This window comes from Microbulbifer sp. ABF4_143, assembly GCF_056160225.1.
The window spans coordinates 13,380-40,225 of record NZ_JBSWWT010000026.1 but is presented as its reverse complement, the minus strand read 5'-3'; the positions used below and the strand labels follow the sequence as shown (position 1 = coordinate 40,225).

General features: G+C 66.1%; 24 protein-coding genes. 11 read left to right on the top strand and 13 right to left on the bottom strand.

The window, feature by feature from the left end; translation table 11 throughout:
• The first annotated feature begins 241 nt into the window (after nt 1–241).
• From trpE to trpC, 5 genes are all read left to right on the top strand, one after another.
• Nucleotides 242–1,750, top strand: a complete 1,509-nt coding sequence (gene trpE / locus ACXAF3_RS16495; protein ID WP_475113392.1) for an anthranilate synthase component I — start codon at nt 242–244, stop codon at nt 1,748–1,750.
• Nucleotides 1,737–2,585, top strand: coding sequence for an ion transporter (locus ACXAF3_RS16490; RefSeq protein WP_475113391.1), 849 nt, complete (start codon nt 1,737–1,739; stop codon nt 2,583–2,585). The genes trpE and ACXAF3_RS16490 overlap by 14 nt, the downstream gene beginning before the upstream one ends.
• Nucleotides 2,582–3,160 (top strand): anthranilate synthase component II, encoded by a 579-nt coding sequence (locus tag ACXAF3_RS16485; RefSeq protein WP_475113390.1) that lies wholly within the window; start codon nt 2,582–2,584, stop codon nt 3,158–3,160. Before ACXAF3_RS16490 ends, ACXAF3_RS16485 begins: the two co-directional genes overlap by 4 nt.
• A 197-nt stretch (nt 3,161–3,357) precedes the next feature.
• Nucleotides 3,358–4,425 carry an anthranilate phosphoribosyltransferase gene (gene trpD / locus ACXAF3_RS16480; protein ID WP_475113389.1) on the top strand — a complete coding sequence of 356 codons (1,068 nt, stop codon included), beginning with the start codon at nt 3,358–3,360 and terminating at the stop codon, nt 4,423–4,425.
• 38 nt (nt 4,426–4,463) lie between these two features.
• Complete coding sequence (trpC, locus tag ACXAF3_RS16475) at nt 4,464–5,270, top strand: indole-3-glycerol phosphate synthase TrpC (RefSeq protein ID WP_475113388.1); 807 nt, start codon at nt 4,464–4,466, stop codon at nt 5,268–5,270.
• A gap of 137 nt (nt 5,271–5,407) precedes the next feature.
• On the opposite strand, the gene crp is transcribed toward trpC, so the two are convergent.
• Nucleotides 5,408–6,043 (bottom strand): cAMP-activated global transcriptional regulator CRP, encoded by a 636-nt coding sequence (crp, locus tag ACXAF3_RS16470; RefSeq protein ID WP_475113387.1) that lies wholly within the window; start codon nt 6,041–6,043, stop codon nt 5,408–5,410.
• Between the two features lie 346 nt (nt 6,044–6,389).
• Here crp and ACXAF3_RS16465 point away from each other — a divergent pair, with 346 nt between their 5' ends.
• The gene (locus tag ACXAF3_RS16465; protein WP_475113386.1) at nt 6,390–6,797 is read left to right on the top strand and encodes an OsmC family protein; all 408 of its coding nucleotides are present in this window, start codon (nt 6,390–6,392) and stop codon (nt 6,795–6,797) included.
• A 38-nt stretch (nt 6,798–6,835) separates the two neighbouring features.
• Here the strand turns inward: ACXAF3_RS16465 and coq7 are convergent, their stop codons facing one another.
• The 11 genes from coq7 to ACXAF3_RS16410 form a co-directional block, all read right to left on the bottom strand.
• Nucleotides 6,836–7,480, bottom strand: coding sequence for a 2-polyprenyl-3-methyl-6-methoxy-1,4-benzoquinone monooxygenase (gene coq7, locus ACXAF3_RS16460; RefSeq protein ID WP_475113385.1), 645 nt, complete (start codon nt 7,478–7,480; stop codon nt 6,836–6,838).
• Between the two features lie 28 nt (nt 7,481–7,508).
• A complete protein-coding gene (gene purD / locus ACXAF3_RS16455) occupies nt 7,509–8,801 on the bottom strand; it encodes a phosphoribosylamine--glycine ligase (protein ID WP_475113384.1) in 1,293 nt (430 codons plus the stop codon).
• A 130-nt stretch (nt 8,802–8,931) separates the two neighbouring features.
• Nucleotides 8,932–10,497: a bifunctional phosphoribosylaminoimidazolecarboxamide formyltransferase/IMP cyclohydrolase gene (purH, locus tag ACXAF3_RS16450; RefSeq protein WP_475113383.1), complete on the bottom strand. Its 1,566-nt coding sequence runs from the start codon at nt 10,495–10,497 to the stop codon at nt 8,932–8,934.
• 299 nt (nt 10,498–10,796) lie between these two features.
• Nucleotides 10,797–11,105: a DNA-binding transcriptional regulator Fis gene (gene fis / locus ACXAF3_RS16445; RefSeq protein ID WP_475113382.1), complete on the bottom strand. Its 309-nt coding sequence runs from the start codon at nt 11,103–11,105 to the stop codon at nt 10,797–10,799.
• Nucleotides 11,102–12,040: a tRNA dihydrouridine synthase DusB gene (gene dusB, locus ACXAF3_RS16440; RefSeq protein ID WP_475113402.1), complete on the bottom strand. Its 939-nt coding sequence runs from the start codon at nt 12,038–12,040 to the stop codon at nt 11,102–11,104. The genes fis and dusB overlap by 4 nt, the downstream gene beginning before the upstream one ends.
• A 268-nt stretch (nt 12,041–12,308) precedes the next feature.
• Complete coding sequence (locus ACXAF3_RS16435; RefSeq protein WP_475113381.1) at nt 12,309–13,445, bottom strand: DUF3426 domain-containing protein; 1,137 nt, start codon at nt 13,443–13,445, stop codon at nt 12,309–12,311.
• 63 nt (nt 13,446–13,508) lie between these two features.
• Nucleotides 13,509–14,390, bottom strand: coding sequence for a 50S ribosomal protein L11 methyltransferase (gene prmA / locus ACXAF3_RS16430; protein WP_475113380.1), 882 nt, complete (start codon nt 14,388–14,390; stop codon nt 13,509–13,511).
• 194 nt (nt 14,391–14,584) lie between these two features.
• Complete coding sequence (gene accC / locus ACXAF3_RS16425; protein ID WP_475113379.1) at nt 14,585–15,925, bottom strand: acetyl-CoA carboxylase biotin carboxylase subunit; 1,341 nt, start codon at nt 15,923–15,925, stop codon at nt 14,585–14,587.
• A 15-nt stretch (nt 15,926–15,940) separates the two neighbouring features.
• The gene (accB, locus tag ACXAF3_RS16420; RefSeq protein ID WP_475113378.1) at nt 15,941–16,402 is read right to left on the bottom strand and encodes an acetyl-CoA carboxylase biotin carboxyl carrier protein; all 462 of its coding nucleotides are present in this window, start codon (nt 16,400–16,402) and stop codon (nt 15,941–15,943) included.
• A gap of 39 nt (nt 16,403–16,441) precedes the next feature.
• Nucleotides 16,442–16,897, bottom strand: coding sequence for a type II 3-dehydroquinate dehydratase (gene aroQ / locus ACXAF3_RS16415; protein ID WP_475113377.1), 456 nt, complete (start codon nt 16,895–16,897; stop codon nt 16,442–16,444).
• Between the two features lie 261 nt (nt 16,898–17,158).
• Nucleotides 17,159–18,946 (bottom strand): protein-disulfide reductase DsbD family protein, encoded by a 1,788-nt coding sequence (locus tag ACXAF3_RS16410; protein ID WP_475113376.1) that lies wholly within the window; start codon nt 18,944–18,946, stop codon nt 17,159–17,161.
• Nucleotides 18,947–19,066: 120 nt separating this feature from the next.
• Here ACXAF3_RS16410 and ACXAF3_RS16405 point away from each other — a divergent pair, with 120 nt between their 5' ends.
• From ACXAF3_RS16405 to ACXAF3_RS16390, 4 genes are all read left to right on the top strand, one after another.
• Nucleotides 19,067–19,795, top strand: a complete 729-nt coding sequence (locus ACXAF3_RS16405; protein ID WP_475113375.1) for an N-acetylglucosaminyltransferase — start codon at nt 19,067–19,069, stop codon at nt 19,793–19,795.
• Entirely contained in the window at nt 19,795–20,271 is a 477-nt protein-coding gene (locus tag ACXAF3_RS16400; protein WP_475113374.1) for a copper chaperone PCu(A)C, read from the top strand. Before ACXAF3_RS16405 ends, ACXAF3_RS16400 begins: the two co-directional genes overlap by 1 nt.
• A gap of 67 nt (nt 20,272–20,338) precedes the next feature.
• Nucleotides 20,339–20,908, top strand: a complete 570-nt coding sequence (locus ACXAF3_RS16395) for a YajG family lipoprotein (protein ID WP_475113373.1) — start codon at nt 20,339–20,341, stop codon at nt 20,906–20,908.
• A gap of 119 nt (nt 20,909–21,027) precedes the next feature.
• Nucleotides 21,028–22,788, top strand: a complete 1,761-nt coding sequence (locus ACXAF3_RS16390; RefSeq protein ID WP_475113372.1) for an EAL domain-containing protein — start codon at nt 21,028–21,030, stop codon at nt 22,786–22,788.
• 139 nt (nt 22,789–22,927) lie between these two features.
• Here the strand turns inward: ACXAF3_RS16390 and ACXAF3_RS16385 are convergent, their stop codons facing one another.
• Nucleotides 22,928–23,926, bottom strand: coding sequence for an adenosine kinase (locus ACXAF3_RS16385; RefSeq protein WP_475113371.1), 999 nt, complete (start codon nt 23,924–23,926; stop codon nt 22,928–22,930).
• 238 nt (nt 23,927–24,164) lie between these two features.
• Between ACXAF3_RS16385 and mrcB the strand changes: the two genes are divergently transcribed.
• Entirely contained in the window at nt 24,165–26,804 is a 2,640-nt protein-coding gene (mrcB, locus tag ACXAF3_RS16380; protein WP_475113370.1) for a penicillin-binding protein 1B, read from the top strand.
• The last annotated feature ends 42 nt before the right edge of the window (nt 26,805–26,846 follow it).

Genomic DNA, 26,846 nt, shown 5'->3' with positions numbered 1-26,846 from the left:
CCATGGATGGCCGAGCCCAAACCCCTTGCCCGCCCCCAAATGGATTTGTACACTTGAGCGCCTGCAATGAGGGAATACCCGTGATCCACACAGCCCCCCACAACACCAGCTGGCGATGGCGCCACTGATCCGCTGAGGCCAAACCGGTACCCGATACCGCCGCGGCCGCCTTTCCCGTGGGCGCCTGTCCCGCCCGCCGACCGAATCTCTAAAAACAATTCCAAACTCTGGAGTCGTCGCCATGACCCCAAGCGAATACGCCCAACTTGCGTCTGCGGGCTACAACCGCATACCGCTGGTGCGCCGCGTGCTGGCTGACATCGAAACGCCGCTGTCCACCTACCTGAAGCTGGCCGCGGGCCGCTACAGCTACCTGCTCGAATCGGTGCAGGGCGGCGAGAAGTGGGGGCGCTACTCGATTATCGGCCTGCCGGCGCGCACCCTGCTGCGAGTGCGCGGCCACGAGGTTGCCGTCGAGCGCGACGGCGAGGTCATCGAGCGGAGTGAGTGCGCCGATCCGCTGGCCTTCGTGGAGGAATTCCAGCGCCGCTACCGGGTGCCGGAGCTGCCGAATCTGCCGCGTTTCAACGGCGGCCTGGTGGGTTATTTCGGCTACGACTGCGTGCGCTATATAGAGCCGCGCCTGGCCGACAGCGCGCCAGCCGATACCCTCGGCAACCCGGATATACTGCTGATGGTCAGCGATGAACTGGTGGTATTCGACAATCTGGCCGGCGCGGTGATCTTTATCGTGCACGCGGACCCGGCGCAGGAGGATGCCTACGCGCGGGCGCAGCGGCGCCTGGATCAGCTGGTCGGCAGACTGGCGCAGCCGCTGCCGGACACTGTGCCGCTGGATCTGGACGGCAACGCCATCGACGAGTCCGCGTTCAAATCCCACTTCGGCGAGGCCGCCTTCAAGCGCGGCGTCGAGCGGGTCAAGGAGTACATACTCGCCGGCGACGTGATGCAGGTGGTGCCGTCACAGCGCCTGTCCGCGCCCTTCGACGCGCCGCCGCTGAATTTCTACCGCGCGCTGCGCAGCCTGAACCCGTCTCCGTACATGTATTTCCTCGACCTGGGGGACCACCAGGTGGTGGGCTCCAGCCCGGAAATCCTCGTGCACCTGGAGGAGGGCGAGATGACGGTGCGCCCGCTGGCCGGCACCCGCCGCCGCGGCGCCAGCGAGGAGGAAGACCGGGCGCTGGAAGAGGAGCTGCTGGCGGACCCGAAGGAGATCGCCGAACACCTGATGCTGATCGACCTGGGGCGCAACGACGTCGGCCGGGTCGCGGAGACCGGCAGCGTGCGGGTCACCGAGAAGATGGTCGTCGAGCGCTACTCCCACGTGATGCACATCACCTCGAACGTAACCGGCAAACTGAAGGCCGGTCTGTCCGCGATAGACGCGCTGCGCGCGGCGCTGCCGGCGGGCACTCTATCCGGCGCGCCGAAGATCCGCGCGATGGAGATTATCGACGAACTGGAACCGGAGAAACGCGGTATCTACGGTGGCGCGGTCGGCTACCTGGCCTGGAACGGCAATATGGACACCGCCATCGCGATACGAACCGCGGTCATCAAAAATGGTCAGCTCTATATCCAGGCCGGCGCCGGTCTGGTGGCCGACTCGGACCCCCAGTCCGAGTGGGATGAAACCATGAACAAAGCCCGCGCGCTCTTCCGCGCCGCGGCCATTGCCCTATCGACCCGTGAGACGAACAAGATCACCAGCGATGAACGAAGTTAGTATTCCGCAGAAGTTGACCCTGGCCGAGCAGTGCGCGCGCATTGTCGCGGCGCCGCTGTTCAACCGGGTGATTATCGGCCTGATCCTGCTGAACGGCATCGCCGTGGGCCTGGAGACCTCCACCTGGGTGACCGAGCGTTTCGGCGGCCTGCTCGGCGCGATCAACCAGCTGATCCTGGCCGCGTTTATCGCCGAGGCGGCGATCAAGATGGCCGCCCACGGCAACCGCCCGTGGCGCTATTTCGCCAGCGGCTGGAACTGCTTCGATTTCAGCATTATCGCGCTGAGCCTGATACCCGCCGCCGGTCCGCTGGCGACGCTGGCGCGCCTGGTGCGGGTACTGCGCGTACTCAGGCTGGTATCGGCCTTCCCGGAGCTGCGCCTGCTGGTGGACACGCTGCTGAAGAGCCTGCCGAGCATGTTCCATATAGCGCTGCTGATGAGCATCATTTTCTATATCTACGGCGTGGCCGGCTATTTCCTGTTTCACGAAATCGATCCGACCCACTGGCGCAGCCTGCCGATCGCACTGCTGAGCCTGTTCCGTATCGTCACCTTTGAGGACTGGACCGACATCATGTACACGGCCATGGAGGCCATGCCCTGGGCCTGGGTCTACTTCGTCAGCTTCGTCGTGATGGGGGCTTTCGTGATGATCAACCTGTTTATCGGCGTGGTGCTGAACAACCTCGAGGAGGCCAAGCTGCGGCGCCTGGATGAGCTGCAGCTGCCGCCGAGCCAGACCGAAATCCTGCGCGAACTGCGCGCGACCCAGGACGCGCTGGCGCGCCTGCAAAAACGCATGGAGCAATCCAACGGAGGAGCCGCACAATGATACTGATGATCGACAACTACGACTCCTTCACCTGGAATGTGGTGCAGTACATGGCCGAACTGGGCGCGCTGGTCAAGGTGGTGCGCAACGACGAGATCGCGGTCGACGATATCGAGCGCCTGGCGCCGGAGAAGATCGTGATCTCCCCGGGGCCCTGCACGCCGAACGAGGCCGGTATCTCGATGGACACCATCCGCCGTTTCGCCGGGCAGATTCCGATTCTGGGTATCTGCCTCGGCCACCAGAGCATCGGCCAGGTATTCGGCGGTCGCGTCGTGCGCGCGCGGCAGGTCATGCACGGCAAGACCTCGCCGATTGTGCACAACAACCTGGGGGTGTTCCACGGCCTGTCGAATCCGTTCGAGGCCACCCGCTACCACTCGCTGGTGGTGGAGAAGGCAAGCCTGCCGGAGTGCCTGGAGATCACCGCCTGGACCGAGACCGAAGATGGCGAGATCGACGAGATCATGGGCTTGCGCCACCGCGAGCTTCCGGTGGAGGGGGTGCAGTTTCACCCAGAATCCATTCTGACGCAGCACGGCCACGATATGCTGAGGAATTTTCTCGAACAATAAGAGTAGAAGTTTGCAGTGCTCGATGAGAAGGCCCTGTTGCCGGGGGGGGAATTTTAGGAACAACCGTGAAACATCCCCCCACGTCTTTTTGGTCAGGCCCCCCCCCCCCCCCCCCCCCCCCCCCCCCCCCCCCCCCCCCCCCCCCCCCCCCCCCCCTCCCCCGCCACGACGCTTGATCGAAACGGTAGGGGAAAATAATGAATATCCAACAGGCCATCGCCAAGCTGGTCGACGGCGAACACCTGAGCCGCGCCGAGATGCGCGAGACTGTGGGCCAGATTATGCGCGGCGAGGCCGAGGAGGCGCAGATAGGTGCGCTGCTGGTGGCGCTGCGCATCCGCGGCGAAACCGTCGACGAGATCGCCGGTGCGGTGGAGATGATGCGCGCGCTGGCGAAGAAGGTGGAGCTGGATCTGACCAACGCGGTGGATATCGTCGGCACCGGCGGCGACGGCGCCAACCTGTTCAATGTCTCCAGCGCGGCCAGCTTCGTCGCCGCCGCCGCGGGCGCGCGGGTGGCCAAGCACGGCAACCGCTCGGTGTCCTCCTCGAGCGGCGCCGCCGACCTGCTCGAGCGCGCCGGTATCTTCCTGGAGCTGAGCCCGCAGCAGGTGGCCCGCTGTGTCGATGCCATCGGTGTCGGCTTTATGTTCGCGCCCACCTATCACAGCGCCGTGCGCCATGCGGGCCCGGCGCGCAAGGCGCTGGGTATGCGCACCATCTTCAACCTGCTCGGCCCGCTGACCAACCCCGCCGGCGTCAGGCGCCAGGTGATCGGCGTCTACGACAAGCGCTACTGCCGCATACTGGCCGAAGTGCTGCGGAGTCTCGGCTCCGAACACGTGCTGGTCGTGCACAGCGACGACGGCCTGGACGAGGTCAGCCTGGCTGCGGATACCTTCGCGGTGGAGCTGAAGGGCGGTGAGCTGCGCGAGCGCGTGCTGCGCCCGGAGGACTTCGGCATCGAGCGCCAGAGCCTGGACGGCCTCTGCGTATCCGGCTCCGAGGAGTCCCTGGCGCTGATCCGCGACGCGCTGGGCAAGGGCGCCACAGAGGCCGGGCGCAAGGCCGCCGATATCATCGCGATAAACGCCGGCCTCGCGATCTACGCGAGCGGTGTGGCCGACTCCGCCGAACAGGGCGTGGCCATGGCCCAGGATGCGATAGCCAGCGGCCTCGCCGGCGAGAAGATCAACGACCTGGCCGCCTTTACCAGCGCCTTCCGCCCGGAAACCGCTGCGAGCGCAGGGGAGAAACAGCCATGAGCGGTAAAGAGACAGCCATGAGCGCTAAGGAGACAGCCATGAGCGTGAACAAGGACACGCCGACCATCCTGAAAACCATCGTCGAGCGCAAGTGGCAGGAGGTGGCCGAGCGCAAGCGCCAGTGTTCGCTGGCAGACATGCGCGCGCGGGCGCTGGACCAGCCACCGGCGCGGGGTTTTGTCGCCGCGATAGAGAACAAGCTGGCGGCCGGCGAGGCGGCGGTGATCGCCGAGATCAAGAAGGCCTCGCCGAGCAAGGGCGTGATACGCCCGGATTTCATCCCGGCCGAAATCGCCACCAGCTACGAGAAGGGCGGCGCCGCCTGTCTGTCGGTGCTGACCGATGTGGACTTCTTCCAGGGCAGTGACGCCTATCTGCAGCAGGCGCGCGGCGCGGTGCGCCTGCCGGTGCTGCGCAAGGACTTCACCGTGGATCCCTACCAGGTGTGCGAGGCCCGCGCGATAGGTGCCGACTGCATACTGCTGATCGCCGCCTGCCTCGAGGACGCGCAGATGCGCGACCTGAACGGCCTGGCGCAGGAGCTGGGGCTGGACGTGCTGGTGGAGGTGCACAACCGCGCGGAGCTGGAGCGCGCGCTGGCGCTGCCGAACCGCCTGATCGGTATCAACAACCGCAACCTGCACACCTTCGACGTGCAGCTGGAGACCACCTTCAAGCTGCTGGATCTGATTCCCGACGACCGCATAGTCGTCACCGAGAGCGGCATCCACACCACCGACGACGTCGCCGCGATGCGCGGCCACGACGTGCACTGCTTCCTGGTCGGCGAGGCGTTTATGCGCGAGCCGGAGCCGGGGCGCAGGCTGATGGAGATGTTCAATTAATATTTCAGGTGGGAAAAGGCACTGAAACTCAATGCGAAAGCCCTGATGTCGGGGGCTGCCACGACACTTTCTACAGGCTCCCCTAACGAAAAAGGGCGATCACAAGGATCGCCCCAAAAATCGAATCCGCTGTGACTTCAGCGGGTCCCGTAGACCACCATCGTCTTGCCCTTCACCGATACCAGCCCCTGTTCCTCCAGGGTCTTCAGTACCCGGCCGACCATCTCCCGTGAGCAGCCGACGATGCGGCCGATTTCCTGGCGGGTGATCTTGATCTGCATGCCCTCCGGGTGGGTCATCGCATCCGGCTCGTTGCACAGGTCGAGCAGGGTGCGCGCCACGCGGCCGGTCACGTCGAGGAAGGCCAGGTCGCCGACCTTGCGCGTGGTGTTGCGCAGACGGCCGGCCATCTGTGTGGCCAGCGCGAACAGGAATTCCGGGTGCTGGCGGGTCAGCTCCTGGAACTTGCTGTAGGAGATCTCCGCCACCTCGCATTCGGTCTTGGTGCGCACCCAGGCGCTGCGGGTGTCCTGGTCGAACAGGCCCATCTCGCCGAAGAAGTCGCCGTCGTTCAGGTAGGCGACGATCATCTCGCGGCCCTCGTCGTCCTCGATCAGTACGGTCACGGAGCCGCGCATAATGAAGTACAGGGACTCGCAGCGGTCGCCCGCGTAGATGATGGTGCTCTTGGCCGGGTAGCGGCGCCGGTGGCAGTGGGCCAGGAAGTCTTCGATATTGCCGATAGTCATGGATTCTTCGGTAGCAACCGTCACGGATCTACTCCTTCTTGTTTTAATCTTGTGCCTGATCCCGACCAGAATGCGCCGCAGCACTGGCGAATTATGGCGCTAAAAACCTGTCCCCAACAGTGGCCGGGTCCGCGAAAGGTCCGCAGTGTGACCTGCGACACTTTTTACCGGATCAACAACAGACCTTGTAGCGGTTGTCGGGTTCACAGACAAGCGGCACATTGCGCTGACTGGCGGTTCGCATTTGGCGACACGGCGTGAGCGGTCACTATACCGGAAATATCGCCGTTCAGCTTGACCGCGCGGCGCGATATCCGCGCGGCGCAATATGCTAAGCTTCGCGCCCTCGGAATTTGGAAGGAGTGAGGCAATGCAGGGCAGAGTGACTTGGGTGGATGAACTGACCTTTGTCGGCGAGGCCGGCAGCGGCAATTCGGTGGTGATGGAAGGGGGGCGCAAGAACAACGGCATCCGCCCGATGGAGATGATTCTGCTGGGGGTCGGCGGCTGCGCCTCCTACGACGTGGTCAGCATTCTGCAGAAGGCCCGCCAGGACATCGTATCCTGCCACTGCGAACTGAACGGCGAGCGCCCGGATGCGACGCCCGCGCCCTTTACCCGCATAGAGATGGAATTCGTCGTGCGCGGCCGCGGCCTGAAGGAAAGCCAGGTGGCGCGGGCGGTGGAACTGTCGGCGGACAAGTACTGCTCCGCCTCCATCATGTTGCGCAACGCCGGCGTCGAGATAGTGCACAGCTACCGCGTGGAGGAGATCTGATCGGTGGTGCCGGCGCGCACCACTGACCACCAGCCCCTTTAAACCCTATAGCTGGCCGAGGTCATCGCCCTGGATACCAGCGACATCAATCCCTTCAGCGGTGCCGGGAAGCGCGCGCCGCCGGCTTCCAGGGCCGCGTGGCCGTGGGCTTCCTCGTCGATGCGCATCTGCTCGACGATGGCGCGGCTCTTCTTGTCCTGCGCCGGCAGCCGCTGCAGGTGGCTCTCCAGGTGTTTGCACACCTGCTCCTCGGTCGCGGCGACGAAGCCGAGGCTGATGCGGTCGCCGATCTTGCCGGCCGCGGCGCCGAGACCGAAGGAGAGGCCGTACCAGAGCGGGTTCAGCAGGCTCGGGCGGCTGTCCAGTTCGCGCAGGCGCTGTTCGCACCAGGCCAGGTGGTCTATCTCTTCGTCCGCGGCGCGCTCCATCTCCCCGCGCACCTCAGGCAGCCTGGCGGTCAGCGCCTGGCCCTGGTAGAGGGCCTGGGCACAGACCTCGCCGCTGTGGTTGACGCGCATCAGACCGGCCGCGTGGCGGCGCTCGGCGTCGCTCATCTCCGCCTCGTCCTCGGCCGCAGCCGGGGACGGGCGCCCGTGGCAGGGGGTGCCCGGGCTCAGGGTGCGCAGGGCGCGATCCGCCTGCAACAACAGCCGGTCGAGACCGGTCAGTTTGCGCTCACTCATCTGTACTGCTCCCGCTGATTCGCCGCTCCTACAGGGTGGCTTCCTCCCGCTCGACGGCGCGGTAGCCGATATCCTTGCGGTAGAAGACGCCGTCCCAGTAGATGGCTTTGGCTGCCGTGTAGGCGTTGGCCTGGGCCTCGGCGACGGTGTCGCCGAGGGCGGTGGCGCAGAGGACGCGGCCGCCGTTGGTGACCACCCGCTCGCCGTCCAGCGCGGTGCCGGCGTGGAAGATCTTGGCATTTTCGCTGTCGGCGCGCTCCAGGCCGCTGATCGCATCGCCTTTGCGGTAGCTGCCGGGGTAGCCGTGGGCGGCCAGCACCACGCCCAGGGCCGGGCGCGGATCCCACTCCGCGCTCACCTCGTGCAGGCGCTTGTCCAGCGCGGCCTGGCACAGCTCCACCAGGTCGGACTTGAGGCGCATCATGATCGGCTGGGTTTCCGGGTCGCCGAAGCGGCAGTTGTACTCGATCACCTTGGGCGCGCCTTCGGCGTCGATCATCAGGCCGGCGTAGAGGAAGCCGGTGTAGGGGGTGCCCTCGGCGGCCAGGCCCTTCACCGTCGGCTCTATGACCTCGGCCATGATGCGCCGGTAGACCGCGTCGGTGACCACCGGCGCCGGGGAGTAGGCGCCCATGCCGCCGGTGTTGGGGCCCGTGTCGCCGTCGCCGACGCGCTTGTGGTCCTGGCTGGTGGCCATCGGCAGTATGTGCTCGCCGTCCACCATCACGATAAAGCTGGCCTCTTCGCCGCGCAGGAATTCCTCGATCACGACCCGGCAGCCCGCCTCGCCGAAGGCGTTGCCGGACAGCATGTCGCGCACTGCCAGTTCCGCCTGCTGTTCCGTCTCGGCGACGATAACGCCCTTGCCGGCGGCCAGACCGTCCGCCTTGACGACGATGGGCGCGCCCATCTCGCGGATATATTCGATCGCCGGCTCCACCTCGGTGAAGTTGCGGTAGGCGGCGGTGGGGATCTGGTGGCGTTCGAGGAAATCCTTGGTGAAGGCCTTGGAGCCCTCCAGCTGGGCTGCGGCCTTGCCCGGGCCGAAGATGGCCAGGCCGCGGCCATTGAAAAAGTCGACGATGCCGTCGACCAGCGGCGCCTCGGGGCCGACGATGGTCAGCTCGACGCCGTTGTCCTCGGCGAAATCCGCCAGCGCGGAGAAGTTGTCCACGCCGATGGCGACATTCTGCAGCTTGGGTTCGCGCGCAGTGCCGGCGTTGCCGGGCGCCACGAAGACGGTGTCGACGGCGGGGTTCTGCGCCGCTTTCCATGCCAGGGCGTGCTCGCGGCCGCCTGCGCCAATTACCAATACATTCATTCTCAAATCCCCCTGAGTCGGCCGGTGTGGTCCATTGGGTACGGTTTTAGATGCGCTATTTTAGCCCGGAATCGTTGCGGGCAAGAGAAAGCCGGGCCGTTGGCGCCGGCTTTTGACTGAAAGTTTGATATCAGTGGCGGAAGTGGCGCATGCCGGTGAAGACCATGGCCATATCGTGCTCGTCCGCCGCGGCGATGACCTCCTCGTCGCGCATGGAGCCGCCGGGCTGGATCACGGCGCGGATACCCGCCTTGGCCGCGTTGTCGATGCCGTCGCGGAAGGGGAAGAAGGCGTCGGAGGCCATGACGGAGCCCTTGACCTCGAGGCCGGCGTGCTCGGCCTTGATCGCGGCGATGCGCGCCGAGTTGACGCGGCTCATCTGGCCGGCGCCGACACCGATGGTGCGGCCGTCCCTGCCGTAGACAATCGCGTTGGATTTGACGAACTTGGCCACCTTCCAGGTGAACAGCAGGTCGCGGATCTCCTCTTCGCCCGGCTGGCGTTTGGTCACCACCTTCAGGTCGGATGCGGTCACGACGCCGTCGTCGCGGTCCTGTACCAGCAGGCCGCCGTTGACGCGCTTGTAGTCCAGCGCCGGGGCGCGCTCGGCGCGCCACTGGCCGCAGACCAGCAGGCGCACATTCTTCTTCTCGGCGACGGCGGCCCTGGCCTCGTCGGACACGGACGGGGCGATGATCACTTCGACGAACTGGCGCTCGACTATGGCCCGCGCGGTGGCCCCGTCCAGCTCGCGGTTAAACGCGATGATGCCGCCGAAGGCGGATTCGCTGTCGGTCTCGAAGGCCCGATCGTAGGCCCTGCCGATATCTTCGGCGATGGCCACGCCGCAGGGGTTGGCGTGCTTGACGATCACGCAGGCGGGCTGGTCGAAGGCCTTGACGCACTCAAGCGCCGCGTCTGTATCGGCGATATTGTTGTAGGACAGCTCCTTGCCCTGCAGCTGCTCGGCGGTGGCGATGCTGGCTTCGGTCGGATTGGCCTCGACATAGAAGGCGCTCTTCTGGTGCGGGTTCTCGCCGTAGCGCAGATCCAGCTTCTTGATGAACTGGCTGTTGAAGGTGCGCGGGAAGGGCTGCTTTTCGCCGCCTTTGATTGAACCCAGGTAGTTGGCGATGGCGCCGTCGTAGCCGGCGGTGTGCTCGAAGGCCTTCACCGCCAGATCGAAGCGGCTGGCCTCGCTCAGGCTGCCGCCGCCCGCCTTCATCTCGGCGATGACGCCGTCGTAGTCATCGGCATTGACGACGATGGCGACGTCTCTGTGGTTCTTGGCCGCGGCGCGCACCATGGTCGGGCCGCCGATATCGATATTCTCGATCGCGTCCTCCAGCGTGCAGTCCGGCCTGGCGACGGTCTGGGCGAAGGGGTAGAGGTTGACCACCACCATGTCGATCGGCGCGATGCCGTGCTCCGCCATGACGCCGTCGTCGGTGCCGCGGCGGCCGAGGATGCCGCCGTGCACCTTCGGGTGCAGGGTCTTCACGCGCCCATCCATCATCTCCGGAAAACCGGTGTAGTCGGAAACCTCGACCACGGCAATGCCGGCCTCCTTCAGCTGGCGGTGGGTGCCGCCGGTGGAGAGGATTTCCACGCCCATTTCGGCCAGCTGGCGGGCGAATTCAACGATACCGGTCTTGTCCGACACGCTGATCAGCGCGCGGCGAATGGGTTTGCTCATGGATCGATGCTTCCTGTCAGATAGGTGTTGGATTGGTTGAATTCTAATGCTCCAAACTGGAATTTCAGAGCCCGGGAAGAATATTGAAACTCAATGCGAAAGCCCTGGTGTCGGGATCTTTTGGCGGGACTGTCTGCGAGAGGGACCTCGCAGACAAGCCTCCAGGGATGGATTCACGGCGTGTCCCGCCAAAAGATCCCGGTACCAGGGCCGCCCTTGAAGCCGACTGAAGGCGCCGGCCCAAATGTAAAAGCCGCGCGGTGCGCGGCTTGGTGTCTATTCTCAGCGGACTGATAGTGTTACAGCAGCCCGTAACGCTTCAGCTTCTTGCGCAGGGTGCCGCGGTTCAGGCCCAGCAGCTGTGCGGCGCGGGTCTGGTTGTGGCGGGTGTACTTCATCACCACTTCCAGCATCGGCGCTTCGATCTCGGACAGCACCATGTCGTAGACATCGGTGACCATCTGCCCGTCCAGGTGGCGGAAGTAGTTCTCCATCGCCTGCTCGACGGCATCGCGCAGAGACTGCTGCTGCGGCTGTGCCAGTTGAGTCTGCCCCCCGGTGGATACCTCTTCGCTGGCGGTATCCGGAATCAGTGCTTCATTGTTCATGCCGCTTGTGCCCCTCTCGTTATTCGGCGTTCAAACCACTCGCGAACGCTGGCATGTTGTGCTTCTGCGCTATCCAATTGGAAAAAGGTCTTGCGAAAGGACTCGCTCCCCGCGAGTGTCTTCAGGTACCAGCCCACGTGCTTGCGGGCGATACGGACCCCCATCACATCACCGTAGAAACGGTGTAATTCGCCCAAGTGGGCGAGCAAAATATCCCTGACTTCTTCCAGTGAGGGTTCGGGCAGCCGCTCGCCGGTGGCGAGGTAGTGGGCTATCTCCCGAAAAATCCATGGCCGTCCCTGTGCTGCACGGCCAATCATCACTGCAGCGGCGCCGGTGTAGTCGAGCACCTCCCGGGCCCGCTCCGCACTGGCGATGTCTCCGTTGGCGAAAACCGGGATTTTCACCCTGGATACAATCTCGGCAATGGTATCGAATTCGGCCTGGCCGTGGTAGCCGCAGGCGCGGGTGCGCCCGTGTACCGCCAGCGCCGAGATACCTATGTCTTCGGCCATCCTGGCCACCGCGACCCCATTGCGCGAATCCGGACACCAGCCGGTGCGGATTTTCAGGGTCACAGGTACTGAGACGGACTGGACCACGGCTTCCAGAATATCCGCGACCAGTTTTTCGTCCCGCAGCAGGGCGGAGCCCGCCGCCTTCTTGCAAACCTTCTTCGCCGGGCAGCCCATATTGATGTCGATGATCTGGGCGCCGCGCCGGACGTTTTCCCGCGCCGCCTCGGCCATCATCTCCGGGTCGCCGCCGGCGATCTGCACCGAGATAGGCGCCGCCTCGCCGCCGTGGTCGAGACGCAGCCGCGACTTGCGGCTGTTCCACAGGCGCGTGTCCGAGGTCACCATCTCCGACACCACCAGTCCCGCCCCCAGCTCCCGGCAAAGCCGGCGGAAGGGGCGGTCGGTAACGCCGGCCATTGGCGCCAGGATTACCGGTCTGTCGATAATATAGGGGCCTATGGCGATGGACACTGCAGCTCCACGGGGCGTCGAATCGGACTGTCGGGCCGGGGTCGGAGCCCGCGGCCCCGACTAAAACGGCCGCCTATGATAGCGGCTGCCCCGGCGTTGGAAAAGCGAAAAAGCGCGCAATTTGGTCGCTCGCTGTGCGTTTAGACTGAGGTTTGCGCAGTTTTCGCGGATTCGTGCGCCAGCGGGCGGGTCCGGATCACACAAAAGCTGTGCTCTAGCGCGCAATATGCAGCTCGTAGTTCACCGCCTCGCTGCCGGGATCCACTATCTCGATCGCAATATGCACAGGGCTGCCGCTGGGCATCTGTTTGCGCCCGGCCAGTTCGCCCTGCAGGTAGTCCCGCGGCGCGAAGCGGCGGCTGGCGACCGGCCTGTTCTTCAGGTCGCTGAAGCTGAGCAGCAGGTCCGGGAAGGGCTGTGCATAGGGGGCGGTGTTGAGCAGCACCGCGTCCACGACCAGGGCGCCCTCCAGTTGCGGGTGGCTGCGCACTATCAGGTTGGCGGTGTGAATCGCCTGCAGGTCTTCCAGCGCGGGCAGCCGGCAGTCCAGCAGCGGGCAGATCCGGGCATAGAGGTCGCGCCAGGGCTGCTGCCTGCTCAGGGTGTCGAAACGAAAGTAGGCGACCTGGGCGGCGATACCGGCCAGCAGCAACAGCGCCAGCAGCGCCCACAGCCAGCCCGGCACGCGGTTGTCGCGCCTGGGTTTCCAGGCCACTTCCAGTGGCGCGGGTTCGATTGCGGAGATCAGCCGTTCGCGCTCCGGGTCGATGGAAAACGGGGGCTTGTCGCCGCTGCCGCTGCGGGCGGCGGGTGTCTCGGCCGGTTGCCGGTGTCCGGGGAAGCCGTCTTGTGTCCGCCCGCTTTCCCCGAGCCCGCCGAGCGGTGTTTCGCGGCTCGGCGGCTCGGGGACTTCGCCGGCCCAGGGGTCGTCCTCCCAGTCCGGCAACAGCACCTCTTCCTCTTCTTCGTCGTCATCGGTTTCAGCCGTCGGTGGGGCGGCGATATCCCGCCACTGGCTGTCGCCAAACGCCTCTTCTATCAGGGGCTCATCCCCGGTTTCTCTTTCTCCACCCGCCTCTTTCCCGCCCGGTTTGGCTGCGGTGGGCGGTGTCTGTTCGTCCTCCCCGTCCAGGTCGATATCGTCGTGGATCAGGAAATCGTCGTCTTCGAGCAGTGCCTCGAGGTCTTTCTTCGTTTTCGTGTCGCTCTCAGCGAACACGATATTTTCGTCGGCGCGGAAGACCTGCAGGCAGGAGCCACAGCGCACGGCGCCGCGGGCGGCGCGCAGCTGCTGTTCGTTGACGTGGAAGGAGGTGCTGCAATGGGGGCAGCGGGTTACCAGTTGCGACATTCGACAGGGCTTGTATTTATCGGACGGCCAAGTCTATCAGCCCAACCCCCGGCGGCGTAGTGTTCAGCGCACACGGGTACCGCTGAGCCGCACCCAGTCTTCGCGTTCGCCATCGCGGTCGAAATCGATCCACTGGCGGTAGGCGTCTTTTACTTGCTGCGCCTGGGACGCGAGTATGCCGGACAGGCAGATGCGGCCGCCGACTTCGGTCAGCTGCACCAGTTGCGGTGCCAGTGCCACCAGCGGGCCGGCGAGGATATTGGCGAGCATCACGTCGGCCGGCGTCTGCGGCATCTGCTCCGGCAGGTAGACGGGGAAGCGCGCGGGATCCAGGCCGTTGCGCCGGGCATTGTCGCGGCTGGCGATCAGTGCCTGGGGATCTATGTCCGTGCCGGTGGCGCGCTCGGCGCCGAGCAGCAGCGCGCCTATGCCGAGGATGCCGGAGCCGCAGCCGAAGTCGATAACGCTCCTGCCGGCCAGCGGTTCCTGCGCGAGCCACTGCAGGCACAGGAAAGTGGTCGGGTGGGTGCCGGTGCCGAAGGCGAGGCCGGGGTCCAGCAGCAGGTTGACCGCGTCCGGCTGCGGCGGCTCGCACCAGCTGGGACAGATCCACAGCCTGTCGCCGCACTGGATCGGCTTGTAGTGGCTCATCCACTCCCGCTCCCAGTCCTTGTCCTCCAGCTGTTCCCAGCGGGCGTTGGGCAGCGGTTCGCACAGGTAGGAGGCGGCCCTGGCCTCGGCCACGGCGGTGTCCACCTCGGCATCGAACAGGCCGGTGACCCGCGTCTGGTCCCACAGCGGCACCTCGCCGAGGCCCGGCTCGAGGATCGGCTGGTCGGCGTTGTCCTGCAGGGTCACGGATACGGCGCCGGCGAACAGCAGCGCATTCTCGATTTTTTCGGCGTGTTCGCGGTCGGTGTCTACGCGGAGTTGGAGCCAGGGCATATCGGAGTGGCCAGTGGTTTGCGGTTGATGTAGAGGGAAAAGAGCGCAGAAGTCGGAAGCGAAGGCGCTGATACCGATACCTCCTTGCGGGACTGTCTGCGAGAGGGATCTCGCAGACAAGCCTACAGGGATGTATTCACGGCGTGTCCCGCAAGGAGGTATCGGTAGCGGAGCCGGGGCTCCGCGCTCCCGGGTCAGAGCCCCAGCTTCTTCTCCAGGTAGTGAATATTCACCCCGCCCTTGGCGAAGGCCTGGTCGCGCACCAGATCTTCCTGCAGCGGAATATTGGTCTTGATGCCGTCGACGATCAGCTCCGACAGGGCCACGCGCATCCGCGCCAGGGCCGCCTCGCGGCTCTCGGCGTGGGTGATGACCTTGGCGATCATCGAGTCGTAGTTGGCCGGCACCGTGTAGCCGGAGTAGAGGTGCGAGTCGACGCGCACGCCGAGGCCACCGGGGATGTGGAAGTTGTTCACCTTGCCCGGGCAGGGGAAGAAGCTCTTCGGGTCTTCCGCGTTGATGCGGCACTCGAAGGCGTGACCGCGGATGACGATGTCCTCCTGCTTCAGCGACAGCTTCTCGCCGGCACAGACGCGGATCTGTTCCTTGATCAGATCGACGCCGGTGACCATTTCGGTGACCGGGTGCTCCACCTGGATGCGGGTGTTCATCTCGATGAAGTAGAAACGCTCGTCCTCGTACAGGAACTCGAAGGTGCCGGCGCCGCGGTAGCCGATATCGATACAGGCCTGCACACAGGCCTCGTACACGTCGGCGCGCACCTGGTCGGGAATACCCGGCGCCGGGGCCTCCTCCAGCACCTTCTGGTGGCGGCGCTGCAGGGAGCAGTCGCGGTCGCCCAGGTGAATCGCATTGCCCTGGCCGTCGGACATCACCTGGATCTCCACGTGGCGCGGGTTCTGCAGGAACTTCTCCATATACACGGTGCTGTCGCCGAAGGCCGCGCCGGCCTCGGATTTGGTCACCGAGATGGCGTTCAGCAGGGCGGCCTCGGTGTGCACCACGCGCATGCCGCGCCCGCCGCCACCGGCGGCGGCCTTGATGATCACCGGATAGCCGATGTTGCGCGCTATCTCCAGGCAGCGCTCGCTGTTGTCCGGCAGTGGGCCGTCGGAGCCGGGCACCGTGGGTACGCCGGCCTTCTTCATCGCCGCGATGGCGGACACCTTGTCGCCCATCAGGCGGATCACGTCCGGGTCCGGGCCTATAAAGGTGAAGCCGCTTTTCTGTACCTGCTCGGCGAAGTCGGCGTTTTCCGCCAGGAAGCCGTAGCCGGGGTGCACCGCGACGGAATCGGTGATCTCCATCGCGGAGATGATCGCGGGGATGTTCAGGTAGCTCTGCGGCGACGGGTTGGGGCCTATGCATACGGACTCGTCGGCGAGGCGCACGTGTTTCAGGTCGCGGTCCACCTGGGAGTGGACGGCCACGGTGGCGATGCCCATCTCCTTACAGGCGCGCAGTATCCGCAGCGCAATTTCGCCGCGGTTGGCGATCAGGATTTTTTCAAACATAGTGGCTCACCCCGCTCAGACGATGGTCACGAGCGGCTGGTCGAACTCTACCGGCTGGCCATCTTCCACCAGGATGGATTCGATGGTGCCGGCCTTGTCGGCTTCGATCTGGTTCATCATCTTCATCGCCTCGACGATGCAGACCACGTCGCCCACTTTGACCTGCTGGCCGACTTTTACGAAAGGCTCCGCGCCGGGGCTGGGGGCGGCGTAGAAGGTGCCCACCATCGGTGACTTGATCGGGTGCCCGGTGAGCGCCGGCACGGCTTCCGGCTCCTCGGCGGCGGCTTCCGCCGCCGGCGCGGCGGGCGCTGCCGCGGGGGCCGCCGGCGCCTGGTAGACGGGGGCCGCGGCCTGGGGCGCGCCGCTGACGCCGCGGCTGATGCGCACCGATTCCTCGCCTTCCTTGATTTCCAGCTCGCCGATATCCGATTCTTCGAGCAGTTCAATCAGTTTTTTAATCTTGCGGATATCCATAGTTCTTCACTCGTGTGTTGGGCAGTAGTGTCGGTTTGTTTATTTTTTGGCGGGCGTCGCATCCAACTGGTGGATGGCCGCCTGCAGGGCCAGGGTGTAGCTGTGCGCGCCGAAGCCGCACACGACACCGCGGGCCAGGTCGGAAAAATAGGAGTGGCGGCGGAATTCCTCGCGCGCGTGGGGGTTGGACAGGTGCACCTCGATAAAGGGGATCGCCACGGCTGCCAGTGCATCGCGCAGCGCCACGCTGGTGTGGGTAAAGGCGGCGGGGTTGATGACGATAAAGTCCACGCCCTCGCCGGCGGCCGCCTGGATGCGCTCAATCAGTTCCGCCTCGCTGTTGCTCTGCAGCGCCTGCAGCTGGTGACCGGCCGCCTCGCACTGGGCGCGGGCCGCCTCGTCTATCTGCGCGAGCGTGGTGGCGCCGTAGATATGCGGCTCGCGGGTGCCGAGCAGGTTGAGATTGGGGCCGTGCAGCAGTAGAAGTCGTGCCATAACTTGCTCTGAAGAAAAGACGCGAAACAGTCACAAAATACGGGCGAAAGTTGGCTATCTTGCGGGCAACCTCGATTTTTTGGCGAAATTGCCCGAGTGCTGGGGCGAGTGTGCCGCAAAAGTGACTCTCTGTCCATGCCCGCCACACGGATTATTGAAGTTAGCCGCAGTTCGGCGACTTTTCCGTGAAATTTAGCGCAAAACTGCGTGGAGGCTTGGCTTTTTTGCCCGGTGGAATGGCTACAAAGGCGGTCTGTCGCGTCAGTCGACCGTCAGGGCGCTGGAATTGCGCGCCGCCGCTTCGAGTTCTGCCAGCAGTCCGTCGCGGGTCAGCACCTGCGGCAGAATGCGGGCCTCGCCGCCGCCGGCCGGGTAGAGGAGATACAGGGGGACGCTGGAGCGGCCGTATCTGGCCAGCAGCTCGCTGATCTGCGGGTCCTGGTTGGTCCAGTCGCCTTTCAGCGCCACGACGCCAAGCTGCCGCACCGCGTCGCTGATTTCGTCGCTGGACAGTACCACCTTCTCGTTGGCGAGGCAGGTGATGCACCAGGCCGCGGTCATATTGGCCAGAACCGGGCGCCCTTCATTGCGCGCCTGTTCGAGGCGCGCCGGAGAGTAGGGCTGCCAGTAGCCGCCGGCGCTGTCCGCGGGTTGCTGCACTGTGGACAGGCGCGGCAACAGCAGCGCGGCGAACACCAGCGCCAGCAGGGCGGCGCCCCCCCGGCCCCAGTGCCACTGCGGCCGCGGCCACAGCCACAGGGCGAAGGCGATGGCCACGGCGCCGGCCAGTACCAGTGCGACGCCGTCGCTGCCGGCCTGGCGCCCGAGTACCCACAGCAGCCACACGGCGGTCAGGTACATCGGGAAGGCCAGCAGCTGTTTCAGTGTGTCCATCCACGGGCCCGGGCGCGGCAGCCTGTCCGCCAGCGCCGGGATATAAGTCAGCAGCAGGAAGGGCGCCGCCATACCGGCGCCGAGCGCGGCGAACACCAGCAGCGCCACCGGCGCCGGCTGGGTGACCGCGAAGCCGAGCGCCGAGCCCATCAGCGGAGCGGTGCAGGGACTGGCGACCACCGTGGCCAGGACGCCGGTGGCGAAGGAGCCGCGCAGCCCCTGCCGGGCGTTGAGGCTGCCGCCGATACCCATCAGACCGCTGCCGAACTCGGTCAGGCCGGACAGACCGAGGCCCATCGCGAAGAACAGATAGGCCAGCGCCGCCACCAGCCACGGCGACTGCAACTGAAAGCCCCAGCCGATCGCCTCACCGCCGGCGCGCAGTGCCAGCATCAGTGCCGCGATCAGCACGAAGCTCAGCACCACGCCGGCGCCGTAGGCCCAGCCGTGGCAGTGGCGCGCGTGCGCGTGCTGCGCGGCCTGGCTGACCGCCAGCAATTTGATCGACAGCACCGGGAAGACGCAGGGCATCAGGTTCAACAGCAGGCCGCCGGCGAAGGCAAGCAGCAGTGCCAGGGGCAGGGTGGTGCCACCGCTCGGCTGCGCGCCCGGCGGGGTGCCGGCGGCGGGCGCCGCGCCGCCGCCATCGATCGCAGTGGCGCTGCCCGCATCTATATCCAGGCGGAACTGGCGCACCTGCGGCGGGTAGCAGAGGCCGGCGTCGGCGCAGCCCTGGTAGTGGACCTCCAGGCGCACCGGATCCGCGGCGCCGCCCAGTTCCAACGGGAATTCCAGCTGCAGCCGGTAGACCTCGGTCTCTTTTTCGAAGTATTCGTCCCAGATGACCTCGCCATCGGGCAGAGTCAGCGGCAGTGGCTGTTTTTCGCCGCCGTCCAGGCGGTAGACGGCCAGTTTGTCGCGATACAGGTAGTAGTCCGGGGCTATCTGGAAGATGGCGCTGACGCCGTCGGCAGAGAACAGGAAGTCCTGCCGATAGGCCTCGTCCACCGGCAGGAACTCGGCGTCCTGCGCCGCCTCCAGGGACGAGAAGGGGGATTGGGATGGCTGTGCGCCGGCGCCTGCCGCGAACACAAATACCACTGCGGCCAGCAGGGCGAGGAAATTTTTTCGGAAACTGTCTGTCATCACAGCCATAGGGGCAAAAATTCTTTATAGTCAGACGCATACATCTGACTGCCGCCGCGGGCGGGGGTTCAGTGGAGCCGGCAGTATAGCGATGCCCGCGGAGCAAAAAAACAACACGGGGGATTGGGATTGTCGTCGTTTGAGCGCCTTCACGTTATCGGGCCAGCGCTGTTGCTGGTCGCCTGGTTGAGTGGCTGTGTCAGTACCCCGCCGGTGCCGGCGCCCCGCGCGGTGCCTCTGCCGGAACCGGCCGGCCCGTCGCCGGAGGAGATCCGCCGGCGCAATGTGGCCTTCTTCCTCGAGCGCGCCGAACAGGCCCAGCGCGAGGGCCAGCTGACCGAGCCGGCCGGCGCCAGCGCCTATGACTATTACCTGCGCGTCCAGCAGCTGGATCCGGACAACAGCCGCGCCGCCAGCGGCATCCAGACCATCGTGATCGAATTCGTCGAACGCGCCCGCGGCGCGCTGCGCCGGCGCGCCTTCGGAGAGGTCGGCAGCCTCCTGAACCGCGCCGAGGCGCTGGCGCCGGGCAACCCGCTGGTGGCGGAGGTGCGCGCGCAGTTGCGGCGCGAGCGCAGCCGCGCGGAGCTGGATCTGCCGGACGGGGAGCCCCTGGCGCTGCCGGCGGCCGCCCTGGCGGCCAGATCCGACGAGGTCACAGCGCAGCTGCGCGGCGCCGCCGAGCGGATCCGCCGCGAGGGTCTGCGCGTCCTGATTGTCGCGCGCGACGATGCCGAGGGGCGCTGGATCTACCAGCAGCTGCGCGAAGCGGTGCCCGGCTACCGGGTGCGCGGCGATATCAAACTCGGCAGCCCGCCGCGGCTGCTGCTGATGAAACCTGCAGCGGAGACTGAATAGTGAAAAAACTGTTGATCTGTTTTGGAGCGCTGCTGTGCGGCGCGCTGCTGTCCGGCCCCGGCCTGGCACAGGGGGGCGATGCCCCCCGGCTGCAACTGGAGGGCTATGCGCGCGAGACGCTGCCGGGCGCAGCCATGAGCGCCGCCTACCTCACGCTGAAAAACGCCGGCGACCGGGCGCTGGAGCTGCAGGGGGTCGAGCTGCCCGGTATCGAGGGGGCCGCCGCCGACCTGCACACGACGGTGCACGAAAACGGAATCAGCCGTATGCGCCCGCTGGCCGCACTGACGATACCCCCTGGTGAACAGGTGGCGATGGCGCCCGGCGGCGTGCACCTGATGTTGCGCGGGGTGCGCCTGCGCGCCGGCGAGGTGGTGCCGCTGCGGCTGCGCTTTGCCGGCGGCCTGGCGCTCGAATTCCGCGTGCCGGTGGTGCGGCTGAAGGCGTCCGACGGCGACCATCACCACCACGGTTGAACTTTCGCTACCGTAGACGTACGAACGGGATCAGACAATTTCCCACAGATATTCGTTGGAGGAATCGATGAAGAAACTGCTGCTTTTTCTCGCCGCCTGCACGCTGGCGGCCTGCGCCCACAGCCCGCTGCAGATTCAGGTGCGACCGCAGGTGGACGTGGCGCCGAGTGATATCGGTGCGGGACACACCCTGAGTGTGCGCGGCGTCAACCAGCTGGGCGGCGGCGGCCTCGGCTCGCTCGGCGGCATCTACGCGGACACGGCCCGGGTGAACCTGGCCAACAATGTCGAAGACGCGGTGGCCGACAGCCTGCGGCGCGGATTCGAAAACTGGTCTTTCCGCACCGTCGATACCGCTGCCGACGTGCAGGTGCTGGCGAAACTGACCGGGCTCAAATACGAAAGCCCGGACAAGCTGTATACCAGCAAGGTGGACACCGCGGCCGAGGTGCAGCTGGAAGTGAAAATCGGCGGCGCCACCTATTTTGGCAACTACCGTTCCAGCGGTGTGGACCGCACCCTGATCAAGCCGAGCCGCGAGGAAGTGGAGTCCCGTATCAACGGCCTGTTGAGCGCCACGCTGCAGCGCGCCTTCGAAGACGAGAAACTGAAAAACTTCTTGCGCACCCATCTGTGAGGGTGCAATTTAAACGCCTGCTGGTGGGGAAGGTGTTGAATGGCGCCGCCACAACCCGACTTGAAAAAGACCGGAGCGGGTCTTTTTCGGCGACCTGTTAGAGACACGAGCCTGCAGTTTTGACTGAATTTGATCCGAAATCCGCCGAATACCTCGGCCTGCTGGCGCAGGTGGAGGACGCGCTGATGCCCGGTGCAGAAATCAGTCGGCTGGCGGCGGAGGCGGCTTTGGGGGAGGTCGCCGACGCGGTTATCGTGACCGACCCGCGGGGCCGGGTGACCTACAGCAATCCGCTCGCCGGCGAGATGATCGGCGAGCTGGTCGGTCTGCTGCCCGGTCAGCCCCTGAACGACCACCTGCAGCTCTACGACCACAGCGGCGCGCCGCTGCCGCCGCTGCTGCCGCAAGCCGGCGGCGACGCGGGCGCCGAGCGCAGATTCATCGCTTATATCCTGCGCCCGGGCGAGGTCCGCGATCCGCTGGAGGTCAGCGTGCAGGTGATTGCGGTGCGCGAAGGCGCGGCGCTGCAAAACTATGTGGTGGTGCTGCGCGATACCTCCCCCGCGCGCCGCATCTCCTCCCGCCTCAGCTGGCAGATCAGCCACGACTCCCTGACGCGGCTGCCCAACCGCCAGTATTTTGAGCGCGAACTGCAGCGGTGCCTGTCCCAGTGCGTGGACAAGCGCCAGCATCACGTGCTGCTGTACCTGGATATCTACCAGTTCAAGGTCATCAACGACACCCTCGGCTACGGTGCCGGCGACCAGCTGCTGGTACAGCTGGTACAGCTGGTGCAGCGCTGTCTGTCCGGCACCGATCTGTTCGCGCGCGTCGGCAGCGATGAATTTGCGATTCTGCTACGCGACTGCACGCTGGAGGAGGCGGGGCGGGTGACCGCGCGCCTGCGCGAGGCGGTACAGAGCTTTGTCTTCCACTGGGACGGCAGCGACAGCCGTGTGGCTCTGTCCATCGGCGTCGTCGCGGTCGACCGGCACGCCCCCGGCGCCGGCCAGCTGCTGGCGTCCGCCAACGACGCCTGCTGCACCGCTCGGGATCAGGGGCGCAACCGGGTGAAGCTGTTCGGCGATTCGCGCAAGGCGCTGGAGAAGCGCCGCGAAACCACCTGGGTCGCGGAGATACATGCGGCGCTGCGCGAGGAGCGGCTGCTGCTCTACCGCCAGCCGGTGGTGTCGCTGAAGGGGGAGCAGCGGGTGCACCACTACGAGGTTCTGGTGCGCATGCGCGGCCGTGACGGCGGCGTCATCTCCCCCGGTCTCTTCCTGCCCGCCGCGGAGCGCTACGGCCTGATCGAGGAGGTGGACCGCTGGGTGATCCGCCGCATCTTCGCCTATATGGCGCAGGAGCAGCGCCAGGGCATCGGCGGCTTCGGCTATGCGATCAATATCTCCGGCATCAGTCTCGGCGACGAGACCTTCGCCGACTTCGTACTGCGGGAACTGACCGAGGCCGGGGTGGCGCCGTCGCGGGTGCAGTTCGAGATCACCGAGACCAGCGCGATCGAAAACCTGGAGCGGGCGCTGATTTTCATTCACAAGCTGCGCGCCGCTGGCTGCAGTTTCGCCCTGGACGATTTCGGCCGCGGCGTCTCCTCCCTGGCCTACCTGCGCCAGCTGCCGGTGGACTACCTGAAGATCGACGGCGCCTTCGTACGCAATATGCTCGAGGACGAGATCGACAGCGCGATGGTCAGCACCATCGACCACCTGGCCAAACGTATGGGCATCAGCACCATCGCCGAGTATGTGGAGACGCCGGAGCTGATGGACAGGCTGAGCTTGATGGGGGTGGATTACGCTCAGGGCTTCGGCATTGCCGCTGCGGCCTGCCTGCCGGAAATCTGCGGAACCCGGGATCCGTAGGGGCGAACCTTGTGTTCGCCCTGGTGCGGCGGAATTTTGGGACTTCGTTGCTGGCGCCGTGGCGGCCCTGCTACCGGGGCCTTCGCATTGAGTTTCGCTGCCTTTGCGGCCTGTGCCAGGGCGAACACAAGGTCCGCCCCTACATTACTGGCGCCAGCAGTTCCGCGTGCTGCTCCGCCCGCAGCCGCGGCCCGTACTGGCTCACCACCTGTGCCGCCGCGCGGCAGGCCAGTTCGCCGGCCTCGGCAAAGGACATCTCCCGGTTGATGCCGTACAGGAAGGCGCCGGCGAACATATCGCCGGCGCCGTTGGTGTCTATCGCATGCACCGCCGGGCTCGCGACCCGCTGCTGGCGCTTGCCGTCCCACAGCAGCGCGCCCTCGGCGCCGAGGGTGATGGCGAAGCTGCGGCAGTGGTCGCGCAGGGCCTGCGCGGCCGCATCCACCGAATCGGTGCCGGTAAAGCCGAGGGCCTCGTCGCGGTTGCAGAACAGCATATCCACGCCGCCGCCGATCATCTCCCGCAGGCCGTCGCCGAACAGCTGTACCATGGCCGGGTCGGACAGGCTCAGCGCGGTCTTGACGCCGGCCTTTTCCGCCTGCTCGCGCAGAGCTATGGCGGCGGCGCGGCCGCTGGAGGAGGAAACCAGATAGCCCTCGATATAGGCCCAGCGCGAGGCGGCCAGCGCCTCGCTGTCCAGTTCCGTCACGGACAGCCGCTCGCTGATACCGAGATAGGTGTTCATACTGCGCTCGGCATCCGGCGTGATCAGCACCAGGCACTTGCCGGTGGTGCCGCCGTCGGCCTGTTGCAGGCTGGCCGGATAGGCGACCCCGGCACTGGTGAGGTTGGCGCGATAGAAGTCGCCGTTGTCGTCCGCCGCCACCTTGCAGGAATAGAAGGTGCGCAGACCGAAATAGCTGGCCGCGATCACGGTGTTGGCGCCGGAGCCGCCGCAGGCGCGCCTGGCGGTCACCAGGTGATCTTGCAGCGCGTCGACCAGCTCGCGCTGGCGCGCGTCGTCCACCAGGGTCATGACCCCCTTGTCGACGCCGAGTGTCTGCAGGTCGCTGTCGGTGACCTCGATTTCTGTATCGAGCAGGGCGGCGCCTATGCCGTAGAGATCATACTGGTGCATCTGTGTCCTATTCCCGGGCTGATTCGTGTACTTTTCCGGCGCATTATGGCCGCCATCCGGGCAAGTGCAAGGCGGCCGGCCCGCCAATTCCGCTACTCGGCTTGAGACGGGATACGGCAGACCTTATAAAGGCCAGCCCCTGCGCAGTGAACTCAGGCACCGAAGTTGCGGTCAATCCCCGGATAGGTGGGATTTACATCTATCTATAGTTGAATGAACAGTTAGGTATTTCCTCTCTATGGCATCGACAAAGCGCCGGCGCGGCAAGGCGTCGAAACCGGGAAGACTCCACCGCTGGATGGTGCGGCTCGGCCTGCTGGCCCTGGTGGGCGGGCTGGTGCTGGCCGGCTATATGGTCTACCTGGACGTGCAGCTGCGCGAGCGGCTCGACAGCCGCCAGTACCAGTTGCCGGCGCGGGTCTTCGCGCGCGCGCTGGTGTTGCGCGAGGGCATGGTCATGCGCCCGGACGAACTCGAGGCCGAGTTCGCGGCCCTGAACTACCGCCAGCAGAAGTCGCTGTCCGAGCCGGGGCAGTGGACCCGCGACGGAATGGACTACCGGGTCTGGCGCCGCGACTTCGTGCATGCGGACGGCCGCGAGCCGGCCGCGGTGGTCAGCTTCCGCCTGCGCAACGACGAGATCAGCAATCTGCGTGACGAGAATGGCGAGCGCCTGAAATCCTTCCGTCTCGACGCCGCCAATATCGGCACCCTGCTCGGCGGCGGCGACGACCGCAACCCGGTGCGTTTCGCCGACATTCCGCCGCTGCTGGCCAACACCCTGATCGCGGTGGAAGACCAGGATTTTCTCTACCACTTCGGCGTGTCCCCGCGCGGCATAGCCCGCGCCATGGTGGCCAACCTGAAGGCCGGCGAAGTGGTGCAGGGCGGTTCCACCATCACCCAGCAGCTGGTGAAGAACATCTTCTTCGACCACAAGCCGAGCCTGAGGCGCAAGTTCAACGAAGCGCTGATGGCGATCCTGATGGAGCTGCACTACGAGAAGGGCTACATACTGCAGGAGTACATCAACGAGGTGTGGCTCGGCCAGCAGGGCAGCCGCGCCATCTACGGTTTCGGCCTGGCGTCCGAGTTCTACTTTCAGAAGCCGCTGGACACCCTGGAGCCGCACCAGATAGCGCTGCTGGTGGGGCTGGCCAAGGGCGCCTCCTACTACAACCCCTGGCGCAACCCGAAGCGCGCGCTGGAGCGGCGCAACACGGTGCTGGACGTGATGCTGGAACAGGGCCTGATCACCCCGGAACAGCACAAGACCTACAGTGCCAAGCCGCTGGAGGTGGCCAGCGCCGGCGCCCGGGCGCAGAACCCCTACCCGGCGTTTACCGAGCGGCTGCTGGAGGAGCTGCGCCCCTACTACTCGATCGAGGAGCTGCGCACCGCCGGTCTGCGCATCTACACCACCCTGGCGCCCTCGGTGCAGAAGCTGGCCGAGGACGCGGTCAGCAATGGCGCCGCGCAGCTGGAGAAGGACCGCGGTATCCAGGCCGACTCCCTGCAGGCGGCCACGGTGCTGCTGGACAATCACAGCGGCGACGTGCTGGCCATGGTCGGCGACCGCCGCCCCCACTACCCGGGCTTTAACCGCGCGCTGGAGGCGCGGCGCCAGGTCGGTTCGCTGATCAAGCCGGCGGTCTATCTGACCGCGCTGGAGCGGCCGCACCAGTACAACCTGGCCACCCCAATCGAGGATGCGCCCATCCGCGTCGAGGGGGACAATGGCGAGGTGTGGATGCCGTCCAACTTCGACAAGCGCAGCCACGGCCCCACGCCCCTGTATATGGCTCTGGCCAAGTCCTACAACCAGGCCACCGCACGCCTGGGTCTGGATCTGGGGCTGGAGAATGTGCGCCAGACCATCCGCCGCCTGGGGGTGCAGGCGGACCTGCCGCGGGTGCCATCCATGTTGTTGGGGGCGGTGGAACTGACCCCCTTCGAGGTGGCGAATATGTTCCAGACCATCGCCAACGGCGGCGAGCATGTGGAGCCGCGCACCCTGCTGGCGGTGTCCGATGCCCACGGCGAGCAGGTGCAGCACTTCCGCCGCCGCGCCGAGCGCAATGTGGATGCGGTGCCCGCCTACCTGCTGCGCTACGCGCTGGAACAGGCGATGCGCCAGGGCACCGGCAGGAGTGCCTACCGCCGCCTGCCGGGCAGCGTGGCCTTTGCCGGTAAGACGGGCACCACCAACGACTACCGCGACAGCTGGTTCGCCGGTTTCTCCCCGGGGGTGACTGCGGTGGTGTGGCTGGGGCGCGACGACAACGAGCGCACCAGCCTGACCGGCGCCACAGGCGCGCTGAAGATCTGGACCGAAATCATGCGCAAACTGCCGCACCGCCACGGCCGCGTGGCGCCGCCGCGCGGGGTCGAGTTCAAGCCGGTCAATGCGCGCGGCCAGTATATGAACCCGGAGTATTGCCGCGGTGGCACCGAGCTGCCCTTCTCCTACGAGACGCGCCTGGAGCCGGCGCCGGAGTGTCGCGGCCGCGACCGCTGGCGCTGGTTCCGCGATCTGTTCGGCGACGACGAGCGCGAGGAGGCCGCACCGCGCGAGGAGATGACGCCCGGCTGGGGTGTTGATCCGCGGGAGGAGCAGCGCCGCCGTGAGCGCGAGCGCCAGCTGCAGGAGCAGCTGCGCCGCGACGACGAGCAGCAGATGCCGCAGATCGAGGATGAACCGCTGCAACTCCCGCAGGGCGAGGACGATCTCTACTGGGAGGAGGAGCGGCGCGCGCAGGAGGAGCGGCGTATCCTCGAGGAGCGCTGGCGCCGCAACGAGGAGATCCGGCGCCAGCGGGGCGCACCGGTGGAGGAGGCGCAGCCCTGGCCGCCGGGGGACGAGGATCAGTGGCCCTGAGGCGGCGCCCCGCCCGGTCAGGCGCGGCGCCCCCACAGAGGG

Bases quoted from the DNA above. Each gene is read 5' to 3' on its own strand.
- ACXAF3_RS16485 (WP_475113390.1), top strand. From the start codon at position 2,582: ATGATACTGATGATCGACAACTACGACTCCTTCACCTGGAATGTGGTG.
- trpC (WP_475113388.1), top strand. From the start codon at position 4,464: ATGAGCGTGAACAAGGACACGCCGACCATCCTGAAAACCATCGTCGAG.
- aroQ (WP_475113377.1), bottom strand. From the start codon at position 16,897: ATGGCACGACTTCTACTGCTGCACGGCCCCAATCTCAACCTGCTCGGC.
- dusB (WP_475113402.1), bottom strand. From the start codon at position 12,040: ATGGCCGGCGTTACCGACCGCCCCTTCCGCCGGCTTTGCCGGGAGCTG.
- fis (WP_475113382.1), bottom strand. From the start codon at position 11,105: ATGAACAATGAAGCACTGATTCCGGATACCGCCAGCGAAGAGGTATCC.
- ACXAF3_RS16385 (WP_475113371.1), bottom strand. From the start codon at position 23,926: ATGCACCAGTATGATCTCTACGGCATAGGCGCCGCCCTGCTCGATACA.
- purH (WP_475113383.1), bottom strand. From the start codon at position 10,497: ATGAGCAAACCCATTCGCCGCGCGCTGATCAGCGTGTCGGACAAGACC.
- accB (WP_475113378.1), bottom strand. From the start codon at position 16,402: ATGGATATCCGCAAGATTAAAAAACTGATTGAACTGCTCGAAGAATCG.
- ACXAF3_RS16465 (WP_475113386.1), top strand. From the start codon at position 6,390: ATGCAGGGCAGAGTGACTTGGGTGGATGAACTGACCTTTGTCGGCGAG.
- trpE (WP_475113392.1), top strand. From the start codon at position 242: ATGACCCCAAGCGAATACGCCCAACTTGCGTCTGCGGGCTACAACCGC.
- coq7 (WP_475113385.1), bottom strand. From the start codon at position 7,480: ATGAGTGAGCGCAAACTGACCGGTCTCGACCGGCTGTTGTTGCAGGCG.
- prmA (WP_475113380.1), bottom strand. From the start codon at position 14,390: ATGCCCTGGCTCCAACTCCGCGTAGACACCGACCGCGAACACGCCGAA.
- ACXAF3_RS16435 (WP_475113381.1), bottom strand. From the start codon at position 13,445: ATGTCGCAACTGGTAACCCGCTGCCCCCATTGCAGCACCTCCTTCCAC.
- ACXAF3_RS16410 (WP_475113376.1), bottom strand. From the start codon at position 18,946: ATGGCTGTGATGACAGACAGTTTCCGAAAAAATTTCCTCGCCCTGCTG.
- mrcB (WP_475113370.1), top strand. From the start codon at position 24,165: ATGGCATCGACAAAGCGCCGGCGCGGCAAGGCGTCGAAACCGGGAAGA.
- accC (WP_475113379.1), bottom strand. From the start codon at position 15,925: ATGTTTGAAAAAATCCTGATCGCCAACCGCGGCGAAATTGCGCTGCGG.
- ACXAF3_RS16490 (WP_475113391.1), top strand. From the start codon at position 1,737: ATGAACGAAGTTAGTATTCCGCAGAAGTTGACCCTGGCCGAGCAGTGC.
- trpD (WP_475113389.1), top strand. From the start codon at position 3,358: ATGAATATCCAACAGGCCATCGCCAAGCTGGTCGACGGCGAACACCTG.
- ACXAF3_RS16395 (WP_475113373.1), top strand. From the start codon at position 20,339: ATGAAGAAACTGCTGCTTTTTCTCGCCGCCTGCACGCTGGCGGCCTGC.
- purD (WP_475113384.1), bottom strand. From the start codon at position 8,801: ATGAATGTATTGGTAATTGGCGCAGGCGGCCGCGAGCACGCCCTGGCA.